A 17,186-nucleotide genomic window follows, 5' to 3' on the forward strand; every position below is an offset into this window, starting at 1 on the left:
AGTAGTTAGAATGAGGTATAGACACGCTTAGTTTAGAGTAATTTTTGTTCATTGACAAATAATCGTTGACACATTCATCAGCATTTGGTAAAAATAACACCAATTTATTTTGTATAACTGTTGAATTTAGAGATTTTTATGTTTATTAACTTTTTAACTCACAACCTCAGCCTCCTCCTCGCATTATCTTGCGCGGATAGCTTGTGTTTGGAGTAAAAGTTTTAAATATAAAATACTCGACAAATTAACAAGAACCCGCGCTAAAGTGCGGGTTTTTTGTTTTATAACGCTAAACACCGAGATAGCGCCAAATAAGAAAAGGAAAAAACAATGAGCAACCAAGTCATTATTTTTGATACAACATTACGTGATGGCGAACAGGCATTACAAGCAAGTCTAAGTGTAAAAGAAAAATTGCAAATTGCATTAGCTTTAGAACGAATGCGAGTTGATGTTATGGAGGTTGGTTTTCCTGTTTCTTCTCCCGGTGATTTTGAATCGGTACAAACCATTGCAAAAACCATCAAAGATAGTCGGGTTTGTGCGCTATCACGCTGTATTGATAAGGATATTGATGTTGCCGCTGAAGCATTGAAAGTTGCGGATCAGTTTCGCATTCATACCTTTATGGCAACATCGACGTTACATGTACAAGATAAATTAAAAATGACATTTGATGATGTCGTTGACAGGGCTGTGCACTGCATTAAGCGTGCACGTAATTATACTAATGATGTGGAGTTTTCTTGTGAAGATGCAGGTCGTACCCCAATTGATAACTTATGTCGGATCGTTGAAGCGGCAATTAAAGCCGGGGCAACGACGATCAATATCCCAGATACTGTCGGTTATACTGTTCCTTATCAATTTGGTGGCATTATTCGTACCTTATTTGAACGTGTCCCGAACATTGATAAAGCGATTATCTCTGTTCATTGTCATGATGACTTGGGTATGTCGGTGGCTAACTCGATTAGCGCGATTCAAGAAGGTGCTCGGCAAATTGAAGGGGCGATGAATGGTTTAGGTGAACGAGCAGGAAACACCGCTTTGGAAGAAGTGATTATGGCGATCAAAGTTCGTCAAAATATCCTAAATGTTCATACTAATATCAATCATCAAGAAATTTATCGTACCAGTCAAATTGTCAGTCAAATTACCAATATGCCAATACCGGCGAATAAAGCCGTTATTGGCAGTAATGCTTTTGCGCACTCATCCGGTATTCATCAAGATGGTATTCTAAAAAACCGAGAAACCTACGAAATCATGACCCCAGAATCAATTGGGTTAAACCAAATTCAATTGAATCTTACTTCACGTTCAGGGCGTGCAGCGGTTAAGCATCGCTTAGAAGAATTAGGCTACCATGATACAGACTATAATTTAGATCAAGTTTATGAAGCTTTTCTTGAATTGGCAGACAAAAAAGGACAAGTTTTTGATTATGATCTTGAAGCATTAATATTTATTAACCAATTAAAAGATGAACAAGATCATTACAAATTAGATTATTTTAATGTTCAATCAGGTTCCACGGTCGTTTCGACCGCATCAGTGAGCTTAATTATTGGTGACCAAAAATTCTCTGATGCAGCAACTGGCAATGGCCCGGTCGATGCCGTTTATCAAGCAATAAATCGTATTACTGGCGAACCTATTTCAATTGTTAAATATCAATTGGCATCAAAAGGTCAAGGCGAAAATGCGCTAGGTCAGGTTGATATTGTTGCTGAATATAAAGGTCGAAAATTTCACGGCGTTGGGCTAGCTACCGATATTGTGCATTCGTCAGCTTTAGCATTGATAAATGTCTTGAATAATGTTTATCGAGCAAACCAAGTTGCCGAGGAAAAACAAAAATTACATCATGCGTAATAACGAATCTCATTTTGTTTATTGTGAACAAAATAACCAATTTAAATTAGATTGTTAAGGAATAAGAACATGTCACAAAATTACCATATTGCAGTATTACCCGGGGATGGAATTGGGCCAGAAGTGATGAAACAAGCCTACAAAGTGCTTAATATTATCCGTCAAAAATATCAACTTTCTATTACGACTAGTGAATATGATGTTGGTGGTGCAGCGATTGATATTCATGGATGTCCACTACCTAATGACACGCTGGAAGGTTGTGAAAAAGCCGATGCCATTTTGTTTGGTTCTGTTGGTGGGCCTAAATGGACACATTTACCGCCAGATCAACAACCAGAACGTGGTGCATTATTACCGCTACGAAAACATTTTAAATTATTTGCTAATATGCGCCCAGCAAGTCTTTATCAAGGTTTAGAAGAACTTTGTCCTTTACGTGAAGACATTGCAAAACGTGGCTTTGATATTTTATGTATGCGTGAATTAACTGGTGGTATCTATTTTGGTTTACCAAAAGGACGTGAAGGCACAGGTGCACAAGAAAAGGCTTATGATACCGAAGTTTATCATCGATTTGAAATTGAACGTATCGCAAAAATGGCTTTTGAAGCAGCTAAAATTCGACGTAAAAAAGTCACCTCGGTAGATAAAGCTAACGTTTTGCAAACATCAATATTATGGCGAGAAGTTGTCACAGAAATCGCTAAAGGTTATCCCGATGTCACGCTTGAACATATGTATATTGATAATGCCACTATGCAACTGGTGAAAGACCCTTCACAATTTGATGTGATTTTATGTTCAAACCTATTTGGCGACATTTTATCGGATGAATGTGCCATGATAACCGGTTCAATGGGAATGCTACCTTCTGCAAGTCTAAATGAGCAAGGTTTTGGATTATATGAACCCGCAGGCGGTAGTGCACCCGATATAGCAGGAAAAAATATTGCCAATCCAGCCGCCCAAATACTTTCTTTAGCATTATTAGTCCGTTATAGCTTAAAACGTGATGATATTGCTAAAGCAATCGAAAATGCAGTTAATCGAGCGCTGGAACAAGGCATCAGAACAATTGATTTAGCTCGAGGTGGTCAGTATGTTTCAACCGATGAAATGGGCGATGCTATCTGCCATTTTATCTAACAACATTTATTATGCTTAAGTTGAAAAAATTCGGTTAATCTTCAGGATAACAATAAAGGAATAAAGCAATGTCAACAACTCCAAAAACATTGTATCAAAAATTATATGATGCGCATGTTGTATATGAAGCGCCAAATGAAACACCTATTTTATATATCGACCGTCACTTAGTTCATGAAGTGACCTCACCTCAAGCTTTTGATGGTTTACGGGCGATGAATCGAAAAGTGAGACAACCCCATAAAACCTTTGCAACGATGGATCATAATACCTCAACCAAAAGTAATGATTTAAATGCATGTAGCGAAATGGCACAAATTCAATTAACCGAACTTGCAAAAAATGCTGAAGAATTTGGCGTTTCACTTTACGGGCTACACAGTCCATTGCGAGGTATTGTCCATGTTGTCGGCCCAGAACAAGGGATGACATTACCCGGTATGACAATAGTTTGTGGGGATTCACATACCGCAACACATGGCGCTTTCGGCGCACTCGCTTTTGGTATAGGCACATCAGAAGTTGAACATGTTTTAGCAACGCAAACCTTAAAACAAGGTCGTGCTAAAACCATGAAAATTGAAGTGAAAGGTCAGGTTGCCGACGGCATTACCGCTAAAGACATTATTTTAGCCATTATCGGTAAGACAACCAGTGCTGGCGGCACAGGGCATGTCGTTGAGTTTTGCGGTGAAGCCATTAAAGCCTTATCAATGGAAGGCCGTATGACTCTATGTAATATGGCAATTGAAATGGGAGCTAAGGCTGGTCTGGTAGCACCGGATGAAGTCACCTTTGCATACTTAAAAGGTCGCCAATTTTCACCAAAAGGGGACGATTTTGACAAAGCGGTAGATTATTGGAAAACCTTAAAAACCGATGACGGTGCACATTTTGATCGTGTTGTTACTCTTGAAGCCAAAGATATTGCCCCACAAGTCACATGGGGAACTAATCCCGGACAGGTCACATCCATTGATGCTACCGTGCCAAATCCAAATGATTTTGCTGATCCCATCGAAAAACAGTCTGCTCAGCGTGCATTAACCTATATGGGATTAACCGCAGGAACAAAAATGAGTGATATCAAGATTAATAAAGTCTTTATTGGATCCTGTACTAATTCTCGAATTGAAGATCTCCGTGCCGCGGCAAAAATTGCTCAAGGACGTAAAGTCGCTAACGGCGTGCAAGCTTTAGTGGTGCCTGGTTCTGGGCCTGTGAAGCAACAAGCTGAAGCCGAAGGTTTAGATAAGATTTTTATCGATGCGGGTTTTGAGTGGCGTCTACCTGGGTGTTCAATGTGTTTAGCCATGAATGATGATAAATTAGCACCGGGGGATCGCTGTGCATCGACCAGTAATCGTAATTTTGAAGGGCGACAAGGTCGAGACGCCAGAACGCATTTAGTCAGTCCTGCTATGGCAGCCGCAGCAGCAATCACTGGCTATTTTACAGATATTCGCAAACCATTTTAAGGAGACGGTCATGGCAAAATTTACAACACACACAGGACTAGTCGTTCCTTTAGATGCGGCTAATGTTGATACCGATGCGATTATTCCAAAACAGTTTTTACAAAAAGTAACTCGCACTGGATTTGGTAAACATGCTTTTCATGAATGGCGATTTTTAGATGATGCCGGTAAACAACCAAATCCAGAATTTGTGTTAAATAAACCTCGTTATAAGGGGGCGAGTATTTTATTAGCTCGTGAAAACTTTGGTTGTGGATCTTCTCGTGAACACGCTCCATGGGCATTAACTGATTATGGTTTTAAAACGATTATTGGTTCGAGTTTTGCCGATATTTTTTATAACAACTCGTTTAACAATCAACTATTGTTAGTGAATCTGTCAGAAGAAGACATTGATGAACTCTTCAAAATTGTTGAAGCCAATGAGGGAATCGAATTTACTATCGATCTGGTTAACGAAGTTGTGATTGCAGGCGATAAGCAATATCCTTTTAAAATTGATGCATTTAAACGCCATTGTTTATTAAATGGATTAGATAATATTGGTTTAACGCTACAACATGAAGATGCAATCAGTGCATTTGAACATAAAATCCCTTCTTTTTTAGCATAAAATCTTAATGAAGATATCATCGCTTATTATTATTTAAGCGATGGTATATCACTTTCTTTTAAAATAAGTTACCCAATAACACTTCACTTAGATGATCAATATCATATATACTTCCGCAACTTATTTTCACATCAAAAAATTATTACTATAAATTGTTCATAAGGAATAAAAATATGCAACACATTTTCCTATCTATATGGTTAGATCTCACCATAATATTAATTGGTTTTGTTTCATTTATTGTCTTTACTATCTATTTTATACAGAGAAAGGGGGAATATAAAACACACATTGTTGAACTTCCCTCATTAAAACAAAAAGTCATCATTGCGCAATCAAAATACTTCCAGCAAACCCCGAATAAACAAGATAAAATTTTCAAAAAACATTTTTATATCGGTAAAGAACTGACTATTGAAGGCGAAATGTTGAGAATTAGTAGGGTTAACAAGATTGCTCAGTTGCAAGAAAACAAGATAGTGTATAAATACATTGTCTATTTTAAAAAATATGAGAATATTGAATGTCAAAATACAATTAACATTCAACGGCATCCAATCATTAGTAAAGTTGTTATTGACAATCAAATAATTCAAATAATTAAGCATGATCAGAGTATTGAAAATCTTTCTTTATATAATATTGAATATAATCATACTAATAACAGTATTTGCTTAATGCAAAAAACAATGAATCAAGAATCAGATCGCTATAAATTAACTAAAGATTGTTTTGATCATTTAGCTGATTATCAATATATTGAAGCAATATTAGATAAATATGCCAAACTGAATGAATCTGTCGATTTAGAACCTAAGAAAAAAGGGTGGGCAGATTTGGATGACAATGGCGGTATTTATTTTATGAGAAATTGGTCTGCCTGGATAAGATGGTTATGTGTTTTACCTGGTTTTATAATTGGCTATGTAATCGGTTTTTTTAGCGCTTCAATGTTCTTTAATATTATTGAAAATCTAACACATATGCAAAATGGGCCGATTAGGATATTGTTAAAAGCAAGTTTGGGAGCAATGTTAATCTGGGGACTTGCTGTTTCAATCGCATCTTCTGTCGTACCTAGCCATCGTTATTTAACGAGTATCATATTGTCTAGTTTAGTTGTGATATTACAATTAATCATATTCTTTCATTTTTATGATTCAACGGAACTGACATTTGATGAAAAAAGTGGAATGATAGTTGGGATGATATCATCTTTATGTGGCATGCTGATAGTCATAAACAAGAACAAAAATTATGAGAATAAATCATCACGATGAGTGAATTCAATTAAACAATCTAGCGATCATTTTCAATGGTTTATAGATTGTGCTTCATCACCCGTCAGTTAAGCTATCACTCATAAATCATGATTGAATGAAATTTAACGGTATAACTAAAGTTGTTTACGTTGGCTTGACGGTGGAATAGATAATGCTTCTCGATATTTGGCGACGGTACGGCGTGCAATAATAATGCCTTGATCTTCAAATATTGAGACTAACTTGCTGTCACTTAACGGTTTTTTTCGGTCTTCTGCTGAAATATATTTTTTGATTAATGCTCGAATTGCAGTAGATGAGGCTTCACCACCTGATTCCGTATTAACATGGCTGGAAAAAAAGAACTTGAGTTCAAATATTCCCCTCGGACATTGCAAATATTTTTGCGATGTTACTCTCGAAACAGTAGATTCATGCATATCAATTGCCGTGGCAACATCAGATAAAATCAGCGGTTTCATCTGCTCTGTTCCATGCTCAAAAAAAGCTTGTTGATGTTCAACAATAAATTGACTCACTTTAAATAAAGTTTCATTGCGACTTTCAATACTTTTTATAAACCAATTCGCTTCTTGCAAATTTGCACGAATATATTGACCATCGGTGTCATTAGCCGATTTTGCCATTTTCGCATAGTGTTGATTAATGCGTAGGTTGGGTATGGTATCGGTATTCAACTCAACCTGCCATTTACTCGCCACTTTTTTAACTAGTACATCGGGAACAACATAATCAGGTTGCGTCGTATTCAACATGTCACCAGGATAAGGATGTAAATGCTTGATAAATTCAATCGAGGCTTTAAGTTGTTCCTCACTCACATTGAGTAATTTTTTCAATGTCCGATAATCATGGTTTGCCAATAAATCCAAATGATTATCAATTATCTGTTTAACTAATTTTGGGGCATCTAAATATTGAATTTGAATTGACAGACACTCTTGTAGCGTTCTTGCTCCCACGCCCATTGGGTCAAAATGCCAAATCCGCTTTAAAACAGCCTCAATTTCATCAAGCTCAATTTCAGCATTACCTTGCGCTTCAAGCAGTTCTTGCGTTGTCGCCGTTAAATAACCACGATCATCAACGGCTTGAATAATTGAAATTGCAATGGCGCGATCAGTCTCGCTAAAAGGAGTCAGATCAAGTTGCCATTTTAGATAATCGTATAGCGTTTCATGAGTTTCACCCTGATAGATAGGTAATTCATCGTTACGATAATCCGAATAAGTCCCAGACGGTGTCCCTGCAGAATAAAGATCATCTAAAGAAGCATCTAATGGTATGTCCTCAGGTATTTCTTGGCTTTCTAATGCTTCACGGGTATCTAAATCTTCAGTCTCTTCACTGTCGTCAACGTTAATTTCGTCATAGTGTTCAGCAATTTCTAATAATGGATTATTTTCCAGTGCGGTTTGAATTTCTTGTTGTAATTCCAATGTTGACAACTGAAGTAATCGAATAGCAAGTTGTAATTGTGGCGTCATCGATAATTGTTGAGAAACTTTCAGCTGCAAACTAGGTTTTATCATAGTTTAAATTCATTTCCTAAATAAACACGCTTAACATATTCGTTATTTAAAATACTATTTGGTGTTCCTTCAGCGATTAAATGTCCTTTATTCACAATATATGCTCTTTCACATACATCTAGCGTTTCACGCACATTGTGATCGGTAATTAAAACACCAAGACCACGATCTCTTAAATGTTTTATTATATTTTTGATATCAATTACAGAAATTGGATCAACGCCTGCAAATGGTTCATCTAATAAAATAAACTTTGGATTTGCAGCTAAAGCTCTGGCAATTTCAACACGTCGCCTTTCACCACCCGATAAAGACTGTCCAATGCTATCTCGTATGTGCGTAATATGAAATTCTTCGAGTAATTCTTCAGCTCTTTCGATTTTTTCGTTTTTATCGATATCTTGACGAGTTTCTAAAATAGCCATGATGTTATCAATAACCGACAACTTTCTAAATATTGAGGCTTCTTGTGGTAAATAACCAATACCTTTTTGCGCTCGTTCATGTAAGGGTAAAACGCTTATATCATCATTATCTAAATAGATTTTACCTGCATTTAACGTCACTATTCCTACGACCATATAAAACGTGGTCGTTTTACCTGCACCATTAGGCCCTAATAATCCAACGATTTCCCCCGAATTAACCGTTAAACTGACATCTTCAACCACTCGCCGTTTTTTATAAACTTTAGCTAAATTTTCCGCCTTTAAAATTGACATTTTATTTATTTATCTCTTTAACTTGGTTTGGGAAGATAGTGCTTTTAACTCGCACGTTTTTACTTAGATGTGCTGCAATATGTTGTTTTTTTACATCATAAGTAATGACTTCACTACTAACATGATTATCTTGTTGATACATATTCGCATTGCCTTGCAACGTTACCATGTTTTCTTTAACGTTATAGATTACTTGTGAAGAATGACCGGTAACAATTGTGTTTTTTTCAGGCAAAATTTGCTTAAAATTAACGGGTTTGCCATAAGCTGTGATTTTTTGTTTTGACGAATCTTGCATATTCGTAATCACCACTTTATCTGCAATAATGGTTAAATCATCTTGCGTAATATGGACATTCCCACTAAAAGTAACAGTATTATTTTCTATATCAATTTGTTGATTATCTGCATCAATAGCAATAGGTTTATTGTTAATCGTTGTATTTTGTGTTGGCTCTTGCTTTACAGGTGGTAATTGAGTGATGGATTCTTCTGCATAGCTACTCAATGATATAGTTAATATTAAAAATAATGGTAAAAAAGCTTTTTTGGGGAAACTCATTTTTTATTTTGCCTCAGTTTTATAATATGTTTTTATATTTTCAAGGATATCAGCCGTTTTCGCCTGTAAATCTCCGTCTAAACCAATTCCCGTTGAATAAAATCCGATACCTTTAAGAAATACAGGATCTTTAGATGTTACATGCTGCGTGTTCAAATTTACTAGTGCATTATCTGTTTTAACTTGTTGTAATTGAGCATCAGGAACAAGATTATCTAATTGAACATCTTGATAAAGGTAAATTAGTTTATCATTTGTTAAAGTGGCTTTCTTAGCCTTTATTTTCCATGTTGTGACATGGTTTTCATCATAAAGGGTAACATTTGGTAAATCAAATTCGGTATAGTCTGAATTATCAAAATACTTCACATGCGCAGATTCAATTTTATAACTAATTTCTCCTGATAAATCATAAACATTAGTAACCATAGCATCACTTTGATAAATGGGCATGGTTGATAAATCTGCTGGCGATTGTTCAACTCTATCATCACCCTTTTGATAATAATAGTAAACACCAACAACTATGATCAGAAGTAAAATACAGATAAAATTTTTTTTGTTCATAACATAATTCAATTACGCTAATAAAGTTAGTTAATGATTAAGAGAAGCAATTATTCTAAGAGCCAAATATTTATATCATTTTACTGCATTTTTTATCAAATTAATATCTGACATTAAAAGAAGTTAAATTTTCTTTAGACGATAATTCATAAATATTTATTTTAACAATATTGGCTGAACGAGGTCCACCTTGGTTAAGCCATTGTGTCATTGAAGATATTTGATGGCTACTACCTTGAACAACTATTTCAACATCACCATTATCGAGATTTTTTACATATCCAACCAGACCGATTTTAATAGCCTTTTGATAAGTGAAAAAACGAAAACCCACACCTTGAACCGAGCCACTTATTATAAACTTAACAAGCCTTATCATTTGATGATTTTCCTTAACTTTTTTGCTTAATCAATAATAATTCAGTTTTATCGTAAATTAAATAAATAATCTTATAATTTTCAAAATATCTATATCCACATTGATTATATTTCGACCATTCAATGTATGGAGAAAAAATTTTTCAGATCTTACATTAAATTATTTAACCTTCTTTTTAGATTTTCTTATAAAAAGCGATTTTAATTAAAAAATACTTCAAATAAAATATCAGGATGAATTCAAATTAGCGACTTCAAGAAAACAATGAAAATATTTTTCAAATATAAAAAAAGTCTATTTTTAATTATGTTGATTTTGTCATTAAGTATCTACCTTTTTGGTCAAAAAATTGATGCGTATTTTCTGATTGATAAAGATAAAATAGGCGTTGTTGTCGATGAATTTAATGGTGTTAAAGTTTACTATAATGGTAGCGTAGATAATGTGAGTGGGCGCAATACATCTAAGGATGGATATAATCTCGGTTTGAAATACCAATGCGTCGAATTTATTAAGCGTTATTACTATGAGCGCTTTAATCATAAGATGCCAGATAGTTATGGTCATGCAAAAGATTTTTTTGATGATTCTATCGCCGACGGAAAAATCAATCCCAAACGCAATCTACTGCAATATCACAATGGTTCACCGTCAAAACCTCAAGTTGAGGATATTATTGTAATGGGATGGAGTAGATATGGTCATGTCGCTATTATCAGTAAAGTCAGCGATAATGAGATTGAAATTGTCCAGCAAAACCCAGGTCCTAATGCTAGCTCTCGTGCCTTGCTTCCTTTAATTTATAAAGACGGTTTATGGAATATTGATTCATTTCGGGTTTTAGGCTATCTGCGTAAAAATTAATGTTAAATTAATCATTATTAAAAGAATATAGATTTAAAAACTATTTATAATTTAATAAATAGTTAACTACGATCCTATTTATATTATCTATAAGCTAGGATCGTAGTTATTTCTAGTTAAATAAGCAATTCAATGATTCACTTAAAATTCGTCATGTTTTATATCTCCAATAATAAAGCCACCATTGATTAGTTCAGGAACTTTAATATGAATTGTATTACTATAAATTTTACCGTTCCAATCATTATTAACTTTTTTCGCTTTTAAAAACATTTTATTATTGGCAATTATTTGCCCCTGATTATAAACTTTATCAGCGTTAATATTTATTGTATCACTAGACTTAATAAAATTATGATTTTCAAGTTCTTTACCGGCAAAATTTACGCCTTGTCTAGCAATTATTTCACCTTTCCAATCATTAAATAGTTTAGTTGGGGTAAAATCTATAAAATGTTCAGAAATAAGTTTTCCTTGATTATAAACATCCTTAGATTTTATAGACATTGTTTTGTATACATCGACAATATTATGATTTTCAAACTTTTCTCCTGAAATATTGATATCATAGCCTTGCATTTGCCCTTTCCAATCATTTTTTAAATAATTTGAATTTGTATCTAAGGTTTGTTTAGAAGCTAATGTTCCTTGATTATAAACTTTTATTGAATTTATACTTAATAACTTTTCTGCATTAACTTGATTATGGTTTTCTAAATTTTGTCCAGTAATCGTGATATTCTTACCTTTAACGAATCCATTCCAATCATTTTTGAAATAACCTTGACTTATCAACACTGAATTATCAGATGATAAATCGCCTTGGTTATATAAATTAGTAGCGGTAATAGCTAAATCATTAATTGCACTAATAGAGTTGTGATTTTCGAGTTTTTCACTTGAAAGTGATATTTTTTTAGCACTAACCCTACCATTCCAGTCATTTTTAAAGTTGAGACCTTTAAAAAAGATTTCTCCAAAAGAATTTAGTTTCCCTTGGTTATATAAATCATTAGCGTTAATTGTTAAGTTACTTAACCCTTCAATTAAATTATGATTTTCAAGTTTTTGACTTGAAGAAATTGATATTTCGTTAGCAACAATCGTACCATTCCAGTCATTTTTAAGTTTATAAGTCGAAAAATTCAACTTTTCTTTAGCGCTCAAAATGCCTTGATTATAAAAGTTATCTTTCACCGTAAGATTCAGAATTTTTGTCGCGTTTATATAATTGTGATTTTCGAAATTAGAACTTGATAAAGATATCGCATTAGCGAATAACTCACCTTTTCCAGCATTTTTAAATTCACTAGCATCGATTTTAATGCGATCGGATGAGAGTTTTCCATAATTATTTAAGTAATTTACCGAACTTTCTAAATCAAGTGAAGACTTAACTAAACCATAATTATCAAATGTCGAACCCTTTAAACCGATATATTTACCAATTTCTATATTTCCAGTACTTTGATTTATAAAATGTTGACTATTTACATAAAGATGATATGACTTAATCGTGCCTTGATTTTCAAAATTATTAGAATCTAAACTAATATTTTGAGTATTTGATTGAATCAAACTTTGTTTATCATTGAATAATGAGGAACTAGATATGGCAATATTCTTTTCCGCCAATATTTTATTTGCATTATGTATCGTTCCAGCCTTTATATTTAAATCATTACTTGCTTCAATAACACCATAATTTTTAAATTGTTTAACTTCTTTTAATTGAACGTTTTTTGATTTGATGTTATTGGTATTTATTATAGTAGAGCTATCAGCAGTGAATTGTTCTCCGGCGGAAATCTTACCAAAATTGTTTACCTCATGACTTTTTATATTAAGATTTTTTCCACTGGTGATGGTCATATTATTTTCAAATGCAGAACTATTAACATTGATTGAACCCTTTGCCGATATATAATGGTTATTAACAATCATACCTTTGGTATTAATGTTAAGGTCTCCAGCGCTTACACCCAATGTTCCTGAATTACGTACACCGACACCTTGTTCATTTGCACTCAATGTAATTTTACCAGCATACATACCACCTAACGCAGATACATCAATACCAAAATTATATTTATCTTCATAAATATTATCTTTTTTATTCTCAGTAAAGCTTAAATCTGTACCGACATTATTTTGACCTGCTATCACATTGATTTCTTTATTAGCCCATAATTCAGCATTAATTTTTACACTTCGAGCAATGATATCCGTATAATCTTGCCCGGTATTTTTTAAGCCTTGCCCGGTAACATAAATATGTCCACGTTCAACTTGATACCCAGTCAATTTACCGTCTTTTACTAGCGGTTTACCGGTTGTTAAGGTTGCTCGGTCAGCATTGATAAAACCACATCCATTACAGGTTATACCCGCTGGATTGGCAATGATTACTTGTGCTTTTTGACCAGCTACTTCAATGTATCCATTCAACTGACTAATATTAGGTGAATTGACTTCATTCAAAATGACTTTAGCACTTTGTTTGATTAATGCATTACCACTAAGATAACCCGCTAATTGCGTTTTGCTACCGTCTGGGGAATTATTTAAAATGACACCATTTTTGGCTACATCAAATTGAGTATATTTATTATGTGAAACCCCACTACTCGATGGAGTAGCAATATTACTTACATAGGTTCCGTTAGAAAGTTGATAAACATCAGGACGTTGATTACGATTGGCTGATTTGTCTGCGACAATATTGTTAGCATAACTGCTGTCAATCAGACTAACCATTCCCAATGCGATATACGATATAAATATTAATGGCTTTATTTTGAAGGATTTTGTTGGGTAAATTGAGTCGTGTTTTTGATGAATAATTTCAACTTTATTTTTATTACTTGCCACCATTTGATGCGATTTAACCAGTTCGGATACAACAATAAATAAATTTCGAGCTTTATTAAAAATAATTCTATATAAATTTCTATTCATTTTATTTCCACCTTTCATCAATTGTTAATGCATTAAGTTATATACAGCTAATTAAAAACATAACTGCCTAAGAAACATAAAGAAACATATAGATCAATAAATAAACAAGAACTATTACAACGAAATAGAGAATTTTATGGTTTTAACATTACTAATTGAATTTATAACAATTATTAATACTAATTTAACTGAAAAAATTTAAAAAAATTACATTAAATAATTTGAGGTCGGTATAAAAAATCTTGAATTTATCGAACCTAATTTAGTCTGTGATTTATTACTACCTAAATTAGGTTCTGATTTATAATCAGTGAACTATTCTATGGATGAGAAAGTTCACTGGGCTGATTATCCATTTTGGTACTGACACTATTACTTTTAATTAGAGAGAAAATAATCATATCAGTAATGTTGGATATTATCATTTTTGCTTTATTTAAATTTAGATCATCATTGATAAATGTATTATTGTTTAAATTCTGGAACAGATTAGAAACTGAATGATCAATTGTAGATTGCGAATTATTAATGCCTGAGTGTAAATCTGTCTTCTTGATCGTATCCAAATTTTCCATTCCATAATCAAAAGTGGATTCAAGCTGGTGTGACCTTAGGATACCCAACTTTTCACTGTTTGAATTTTTATTATCAATCATTATCACATTTTGAGTTAATGATTGACCATTATATTTAATTTCATTAGGATTTATTATTATTTTATCATTTGGTTTTATCTCTTTTTTATTATCAGTTTTTATCTCTTTTGTTTCAGTTTTGGTTGAGTTTGTATCTGTTTGCCAATCATTTTTGAAGTTATCTCCTTTAGCTTTTAGTCTTTCTAATGACATTGCTTTTGCTTGATTGTATAAATCATCAATATTAAATTTTAAATCTTTTTTGCCGGTAGAGCTACTTTGATAATCGAATTCATTCTCTTCAAATTTATTTTTATCAGTCACTAAGACACCATTAAAAATTATTTGATTGGCTTTAACTTTTCCTTGTGAATCATTTTTAAAATTATAACTTAGTATAGATAATGTATCGTTAGAATATAATTTACCTTGGTTATACAACAACTCTAATGAGTTAATTTGAAGCAATTCTTCAGCAAGAATTTCATTAAAATTATAGAGTTTTAAAGAAAATAAAAAGACTTTATCGGATTTTATTATCCCTTTACTATTGTTTTCAAGCATGGAAGTGTCTAAAAAAATCATATCTTTAACTAACACTTGGCCATAGTTATAAATTTTACCAATTTTTACAAATATATTTTCATTATTAATGGAACCATAATTGAAGAATTTTGAGTTTTTATCATTATTATCAATTTTTAGAAATTGACTTTGTAACTTACCATTCTTATCGTTGATAAATTCCTTAGATAATAGTTCTATCCCCTTCCTTAATAAGATATTACCCTGATTATTCATAAGATCTTTTAATATGATATTGGCAGAATCACCATTAATTAAACCATAATTAAAAAATTGCTTACCCAAAACTTTTATTAGCTCACCTGCAATCAACTTACCTTGCCACGTATTGACTAATTTGGATTCATCATAATCGCCTAAACTTATCAAGTTCGACTTTACGGTACCATCATTTATAATATCGTTTCCCTTTAAAAAAATATTTTCTTTAGCTTCTATCGAACCTGTTTCCTTATTAGTAATATTATCACTTTGGACTAATATATTTTTTTCAGATGTGAGCTTATTTAAATTATTAACATCATTAGCAACAATGTTTAATTGCTCTTTAGCATTAACTTCACCATAATTTTCAATATTTTTTCCTGCTAAATTGACATTTTTTTGACTAGCAATTTTGCCATGATTTACAATGCTTTTACCTTTTAGCGAGATATCTTGTTTGGCTTTGAGCTTCCCTCCAGCATTATTTAAAATTTTACCATCCGCCGAGATATTCAACGTTCCCGCACTTGCCATGATTGTCCCATTGTTACGTACACCCACGCCGGTTTCGGTGCCCACCATCTTAATTTTTCCGGCATACATTCCACCTAATGCTGAAACATCCAGTGCAAATTCAGGTTGTTCGGTATTGGTGGCTGAGGCGACTTTTTCAACCTTCGTCAGGTCTGCACTCACCTTCGCTTTACCTGTCACAATATTAATTTCTTTATTCGCCCATAACTCAGCATTAACACTGACACTGCGTGCGATTAAATCGGTATAATCCTGCCCTGAATTTTTTAACCCTTCCCCTGTAATGGCTATCTTCCCCCTTTCTACTTGATAACCCATCAATTTTCCATCTTCTATTATCGGTTTACCCGTCGTTAAGGTTGCCCGGTCTGCATTAATAAAACCACAACCATTACAGGTTATGCCTGCCGGATTGGCGATGACAACTTGAGCTTTTTGACCCGCCACTTCGATATAACCATTTAATTGGCTGATATTTTGTGAATTCACTTCGTTCAATATAACTTTGGCACTATTTTGCAGTGATGCATTACCATTAATATTACCCGCTAATTGCGTTTTACTGCCGTTTGGGGAGTTATTCAAAATGACACCGTTTTTTGAAACGTCAAATTGCGTATATTTATTGTGGGATACGCCCCCTTTTGTTGGTGCGGCAATATCGATTTGTGTCACGCCGTTTGGTAAACCTTGAATTGTTGGTTGTTGAGCTTGATTGGCTTTTTGATCGACAACGATATTATTTGCGTAACTGACGCCAGTCATACTAACCAGCCCTAATGCTACATAGGATAAAAAAACTAACGGCTTTAATACATAAGATTGAGTAGTTTTGATTGAATCATCCTTGACGTGAATGCTCTTTGCTTGCAGATGTTTGCTAACCACAACTTGATTTGATTGAGCAATATCAGATACAACAATGAACAACCCTCGAACCCGATTGAAAATAATACGATAAAAATCTTTATTCATAGAATTATTTCACCTTTCATCTATTTCTTAATAGCCGTAATCAATCATACTAAGGTTAAACATTAAATAATGTACAACAAACTTTCTAAAATCACTTCAACATCAGACAACACAAAAAAGTTTGAAATTAATATAACTAAAACGACTGCGATATGGTTTACACGTTTGGGACAATTACTACAAATTGCTTGCATAATGATTAGAGACTATCATTAAGTTAGCAACAAGAATAAATCTTTTTATATTGTTTAGATAACTTAATATTTGT

At 33.4% G+C, this 17,186-nt stretch carries 13 protein-coding genes; 6 read left to right on the top strand and 7 right to left on the bottom strand.

The features are described from left to right. The first annotated feature begins 330 nt into the window (after nucleotides 1–330). The 5 genes from leuA (at nucleotide 331) to GYM75_RS09360 (ending at nucleotide 6,398) form a co-directional block, all read left to right on the top strand. On the top strand, nucleotides 331–1,878 hold the full coding sequence (gene leuA, locus GYM75_RS09340) for a 2-isopropylmalate synthase (protein WP_220215692.1): 1,548 nt from the start codon (nucleotides 331–333) through the stop codon (nucleotides 1,876–1,878). Between the two features lie 69 nt (nucleotides 1,879–1,947). Continuing rightward, nucleotides 1,948–3,027 (top strand): 3-isopropylmalate dehydrogenase, encoded by a 1,080-nt coding sequence (gene leuB, locus GYM75_RS09345; protein WP_220215693.1) that lies wholly within the window; start codon nucleotides 1,948–1,950, stop codon nucleotides 3,025–3,027. 68 nt (nucleotides 3,028–3,095) lie between these two features. Next, nucleotides 3,096–4,505: a 3-isopropylmalate dehydratase large subunit gene (gene leuC, locus GYM75_RS09350; RefSeq protein WP_220215694.1), complete on the top strand. Its 1,410-nt coding sequence runs from the start codon at nucleotides 3,096–3,098 to the stop codon at nucleotides 4,503–4,505. Between the two features lie 10 nt (nucleotides 4,506–4,515). Continuing rightward, nucleotides 4,516–5,118: a 3-isopropylmalate dehydratase small subunit gene (gene leuD, locus GYM75_RS09355; RefSeq protein ID WP_220215695.1), complete on the top strand. Its 603-nt coding sequence runs from the start codon at nucleotides 4,516–4,518 to the stop codon at nucleotides 5,116–5,118. Between the two features lie 173 nt (nucleotides 5,119–5,291). After that, entirely contained in the window at nucleotides 5,292–6,398 is a 1,107-nt protein-coding gene (locus GYM75_RS09360) for a hypothetical protein (RefSeq protein WP_220215696.1), read from the top strand. A 116-nt stretch (nucleotides 6,399–6,514) separates the two neighbouring features. Here GYM75_RS09360 and GYM75_RS09365 read toward each other — a convergent pair whose 3' ends face one another. The 5 genes from GYM75_RS09365 to yccX all read right to left on the bottom strand — a co-directional run bounded on the left by GYM75_RS09365 (nucleotide 6,515) and on the right by yccX (nucleotide 10,163). Beyond that, complete coding sequence (locus GYM75_RS09365; RefSeq protein WP_305054580.1) at nucleotides 6,515–7,930, bottom strand: RNA polymerase factor sigma-54; 1,416 nt, start codon at nucleotides 7,928–7,930, stop codon at nucleotides 6,515–6,517. After that, the gene (gene lptB / locus GYM75_RS09370; protein WP_220215698.1) at nucleotides 7,930–8,655 is read right to left on the bottom strand and encodes an LPS export ABC transporter ATP-binding protein; all 726 of its coding nucleotides are present in this window, start codon (nucleotides 8,653–8,655) and stop codon (nucleotides 7,930–7,932) included. The genes GYM75_RS09365 and lptB overlap by 1 nt, the downstream gene beginning before the upstream one ends. Nucleotide 8,656: 1 nt before the next feature. Beyond that, complete coding sequence (gene lptA, locus GYM75_RS09375) at nucleotides 8,657–9,217, bottom strand: lipopolysaccharide transport periplasmic protein LptA (RefSeq protein WP_220215699.1); 561 nt, start codon at nucleotides 9,215–9,217, stop codon at nucleotides 8,657–8,659. A gap of 3 nt (nucleotides 9,218–9,220) precedes the next feature. Further along, on the bottom strand, nucleotides 9,221–9,784 hold the full coding sequence (gene lptC, locus GYM75_RS09380; RefSeq protein WP_220215700.1) for an LPS export ABC transporter periplasmic protein LptC: 564 nt from the start codon (nucleotides 9,782–9,784) through the stop codon (nucleotides 9,221–9,223). 100 nt (nucleotides 9,785–9,884) lie between these two features. Further along, a complete protein-coding gene (gene yccX / locus GYM75_RS09385; protein ID WP_220215701.1) occupies nucleotides 9,885–10,163 on the bottom strand; it encodes an acylphosphatase in 279 nt (92 codons plus the stop codon). A 264-nt stretch (nucleotides 10,164–10,427) separates the two neighbouring features. Here yccX and GYM75_RS09390 point away from each other — a divergent pair, with 264 nt between their 5' ends. Next, nucleotides 10,428–11,027 (top strand): CHAP domain-containing protein, encoded by a 600-nt coding sequence (locus GYM75_RS09390; protein ID WP_220215702.1) that lies wholly within the window; start codon nucleotides 10,428–10,430, stop codon nucleotides 11,025–11,027. 141 nt (nucleotides 11,028–11,168) lie between these two features. Here GYM75_RS09390 and GYM75_RS09395 read toward each other — a convergent pair whose 3' ends face one another. Then, nucleotides 11,169–13,985 carry a filamentous hemagglutinin N-terminal domain-containing protein gene (locus GYM75_RS09395; RefSeq protein WP_220215703.1) on the bottom strand — a complete coding sequence of 939 codons (2,817 nt, stop codon included), beginning with the start codon at nucleotides 13,983–13,985 and terminating at the stop codon, nucleotides 11,169–11,171. Between the two features lie 320 nt (nucleotides 13,986–14,305). Next, nucleotides 14,306–16,918, bottom strand: coding sequence for a filamentous hemagglutinin N-terminal domain-containing protein (locus tag GYM75_RS09400; protein WP_220217306.1), 2,613 nt, complete (start codon nucleotides 16,916–16,918; stop codon nucleotides 14,306–14,308). Between the last annotated feature and the right edge of the window lie 268 nt (nucleotides 16,919–17,186).

It is taken from the genome of Gilliamella sp. ESL0441 (assembly GCF_019469185.1).
In the GTDB taxonomy this organism is placed as follows: Bacteria; Pseudomonadota; Gammaproteobacteria; order Enterobacterales; family Orbaceae; genus Gilliamella.

What these genes read in the sequence shown, in the direction of transcription:
- leuA (WP_220215692.1), top strand. Translation starts at nt 331, where the DNA reads ATGAGCAACCAAGTCATTATTTTTGATACAACATTACGTGATGGCGAA.
- leuB (WP_220215693.1), top strand. Translation starts at nt 1,948, where the DNA reads ATGTCACAAAATTACCATATTGCAGTATTACCCGGGGATGGAATTGGG.
- leuC (WP_220215694.1), top strand. Translation starts at nt 3,096, where the DNA reads ATGTCAACAACTCCAAAAACATTGTATCAAAAATTATATGATGCGCAT.
- leuD (WP_220215695.1), top strand. Translation starts at nt 4,516, where the DNA reads ATGGCAAAATTTACAACACACACAGGACTAGTCGTTCCTTTAGATGCG.
- GYM75_RS09360 (WP_220215696.1), top strand. Translation starts at nt 5,292, where the DNA reads ATGCAACACATTTTCCTATCTATATGGTTAGATCTCACCATAATATTA.
- lptB (WP_220215698.1), bottom strand. Translation starts at nt 8,655, where the DNA reads ATGTCAATTTTAAAGGCGGAAAATTTAGCTAAAGTTTATAAAAAACGG.
- lptA (WP_220215699.1), bottom strand. Translation starts at nt 9,217, where the DNA reads ATGAGTTTCCCCAAAAAAGCTTTTTTACCATTATTTTTAATATTAACT.
- lptC (WP_220215700.1), bottom strand. Translation starts at nt 9,784, where the DNA reads ATGAACAAAAAAAATTTTATCTGTATTTTACTTCTGATCATAGTTGTT.
- yccX (WP_220215701.1), bottom strand. Translation starts at nt 10,163, where the DNA reads ATGATAAGGCTTGTTAAGTTTATAATAAGTGGCTCGGTTCAAGGTGTG.
- GYM75_RS09390 (WP_220215702.1), top strand. Translation starts at nt 10,428, where the DNA reads ATGAAAATATTTTTCAAATATAAAAAAAGTCTATTTTTAATTATGTTG.
- GYM75_RS09395 (WP_220215703.1), bottom strand. Translation starts at nt 13,985, where the DNA reads ATGAATAGAAATTTATATAGAATTATTTTTAATAAAGCTCGAAATTTA.
- GYM75_RS09400 (WP_220217306.1), bottom strand. Translation starts at nt 16,918, where the DNA reads ATGAATAAAGATTTTTATCGTATTATTTTCAATCGGGTTCGAGGGTTG.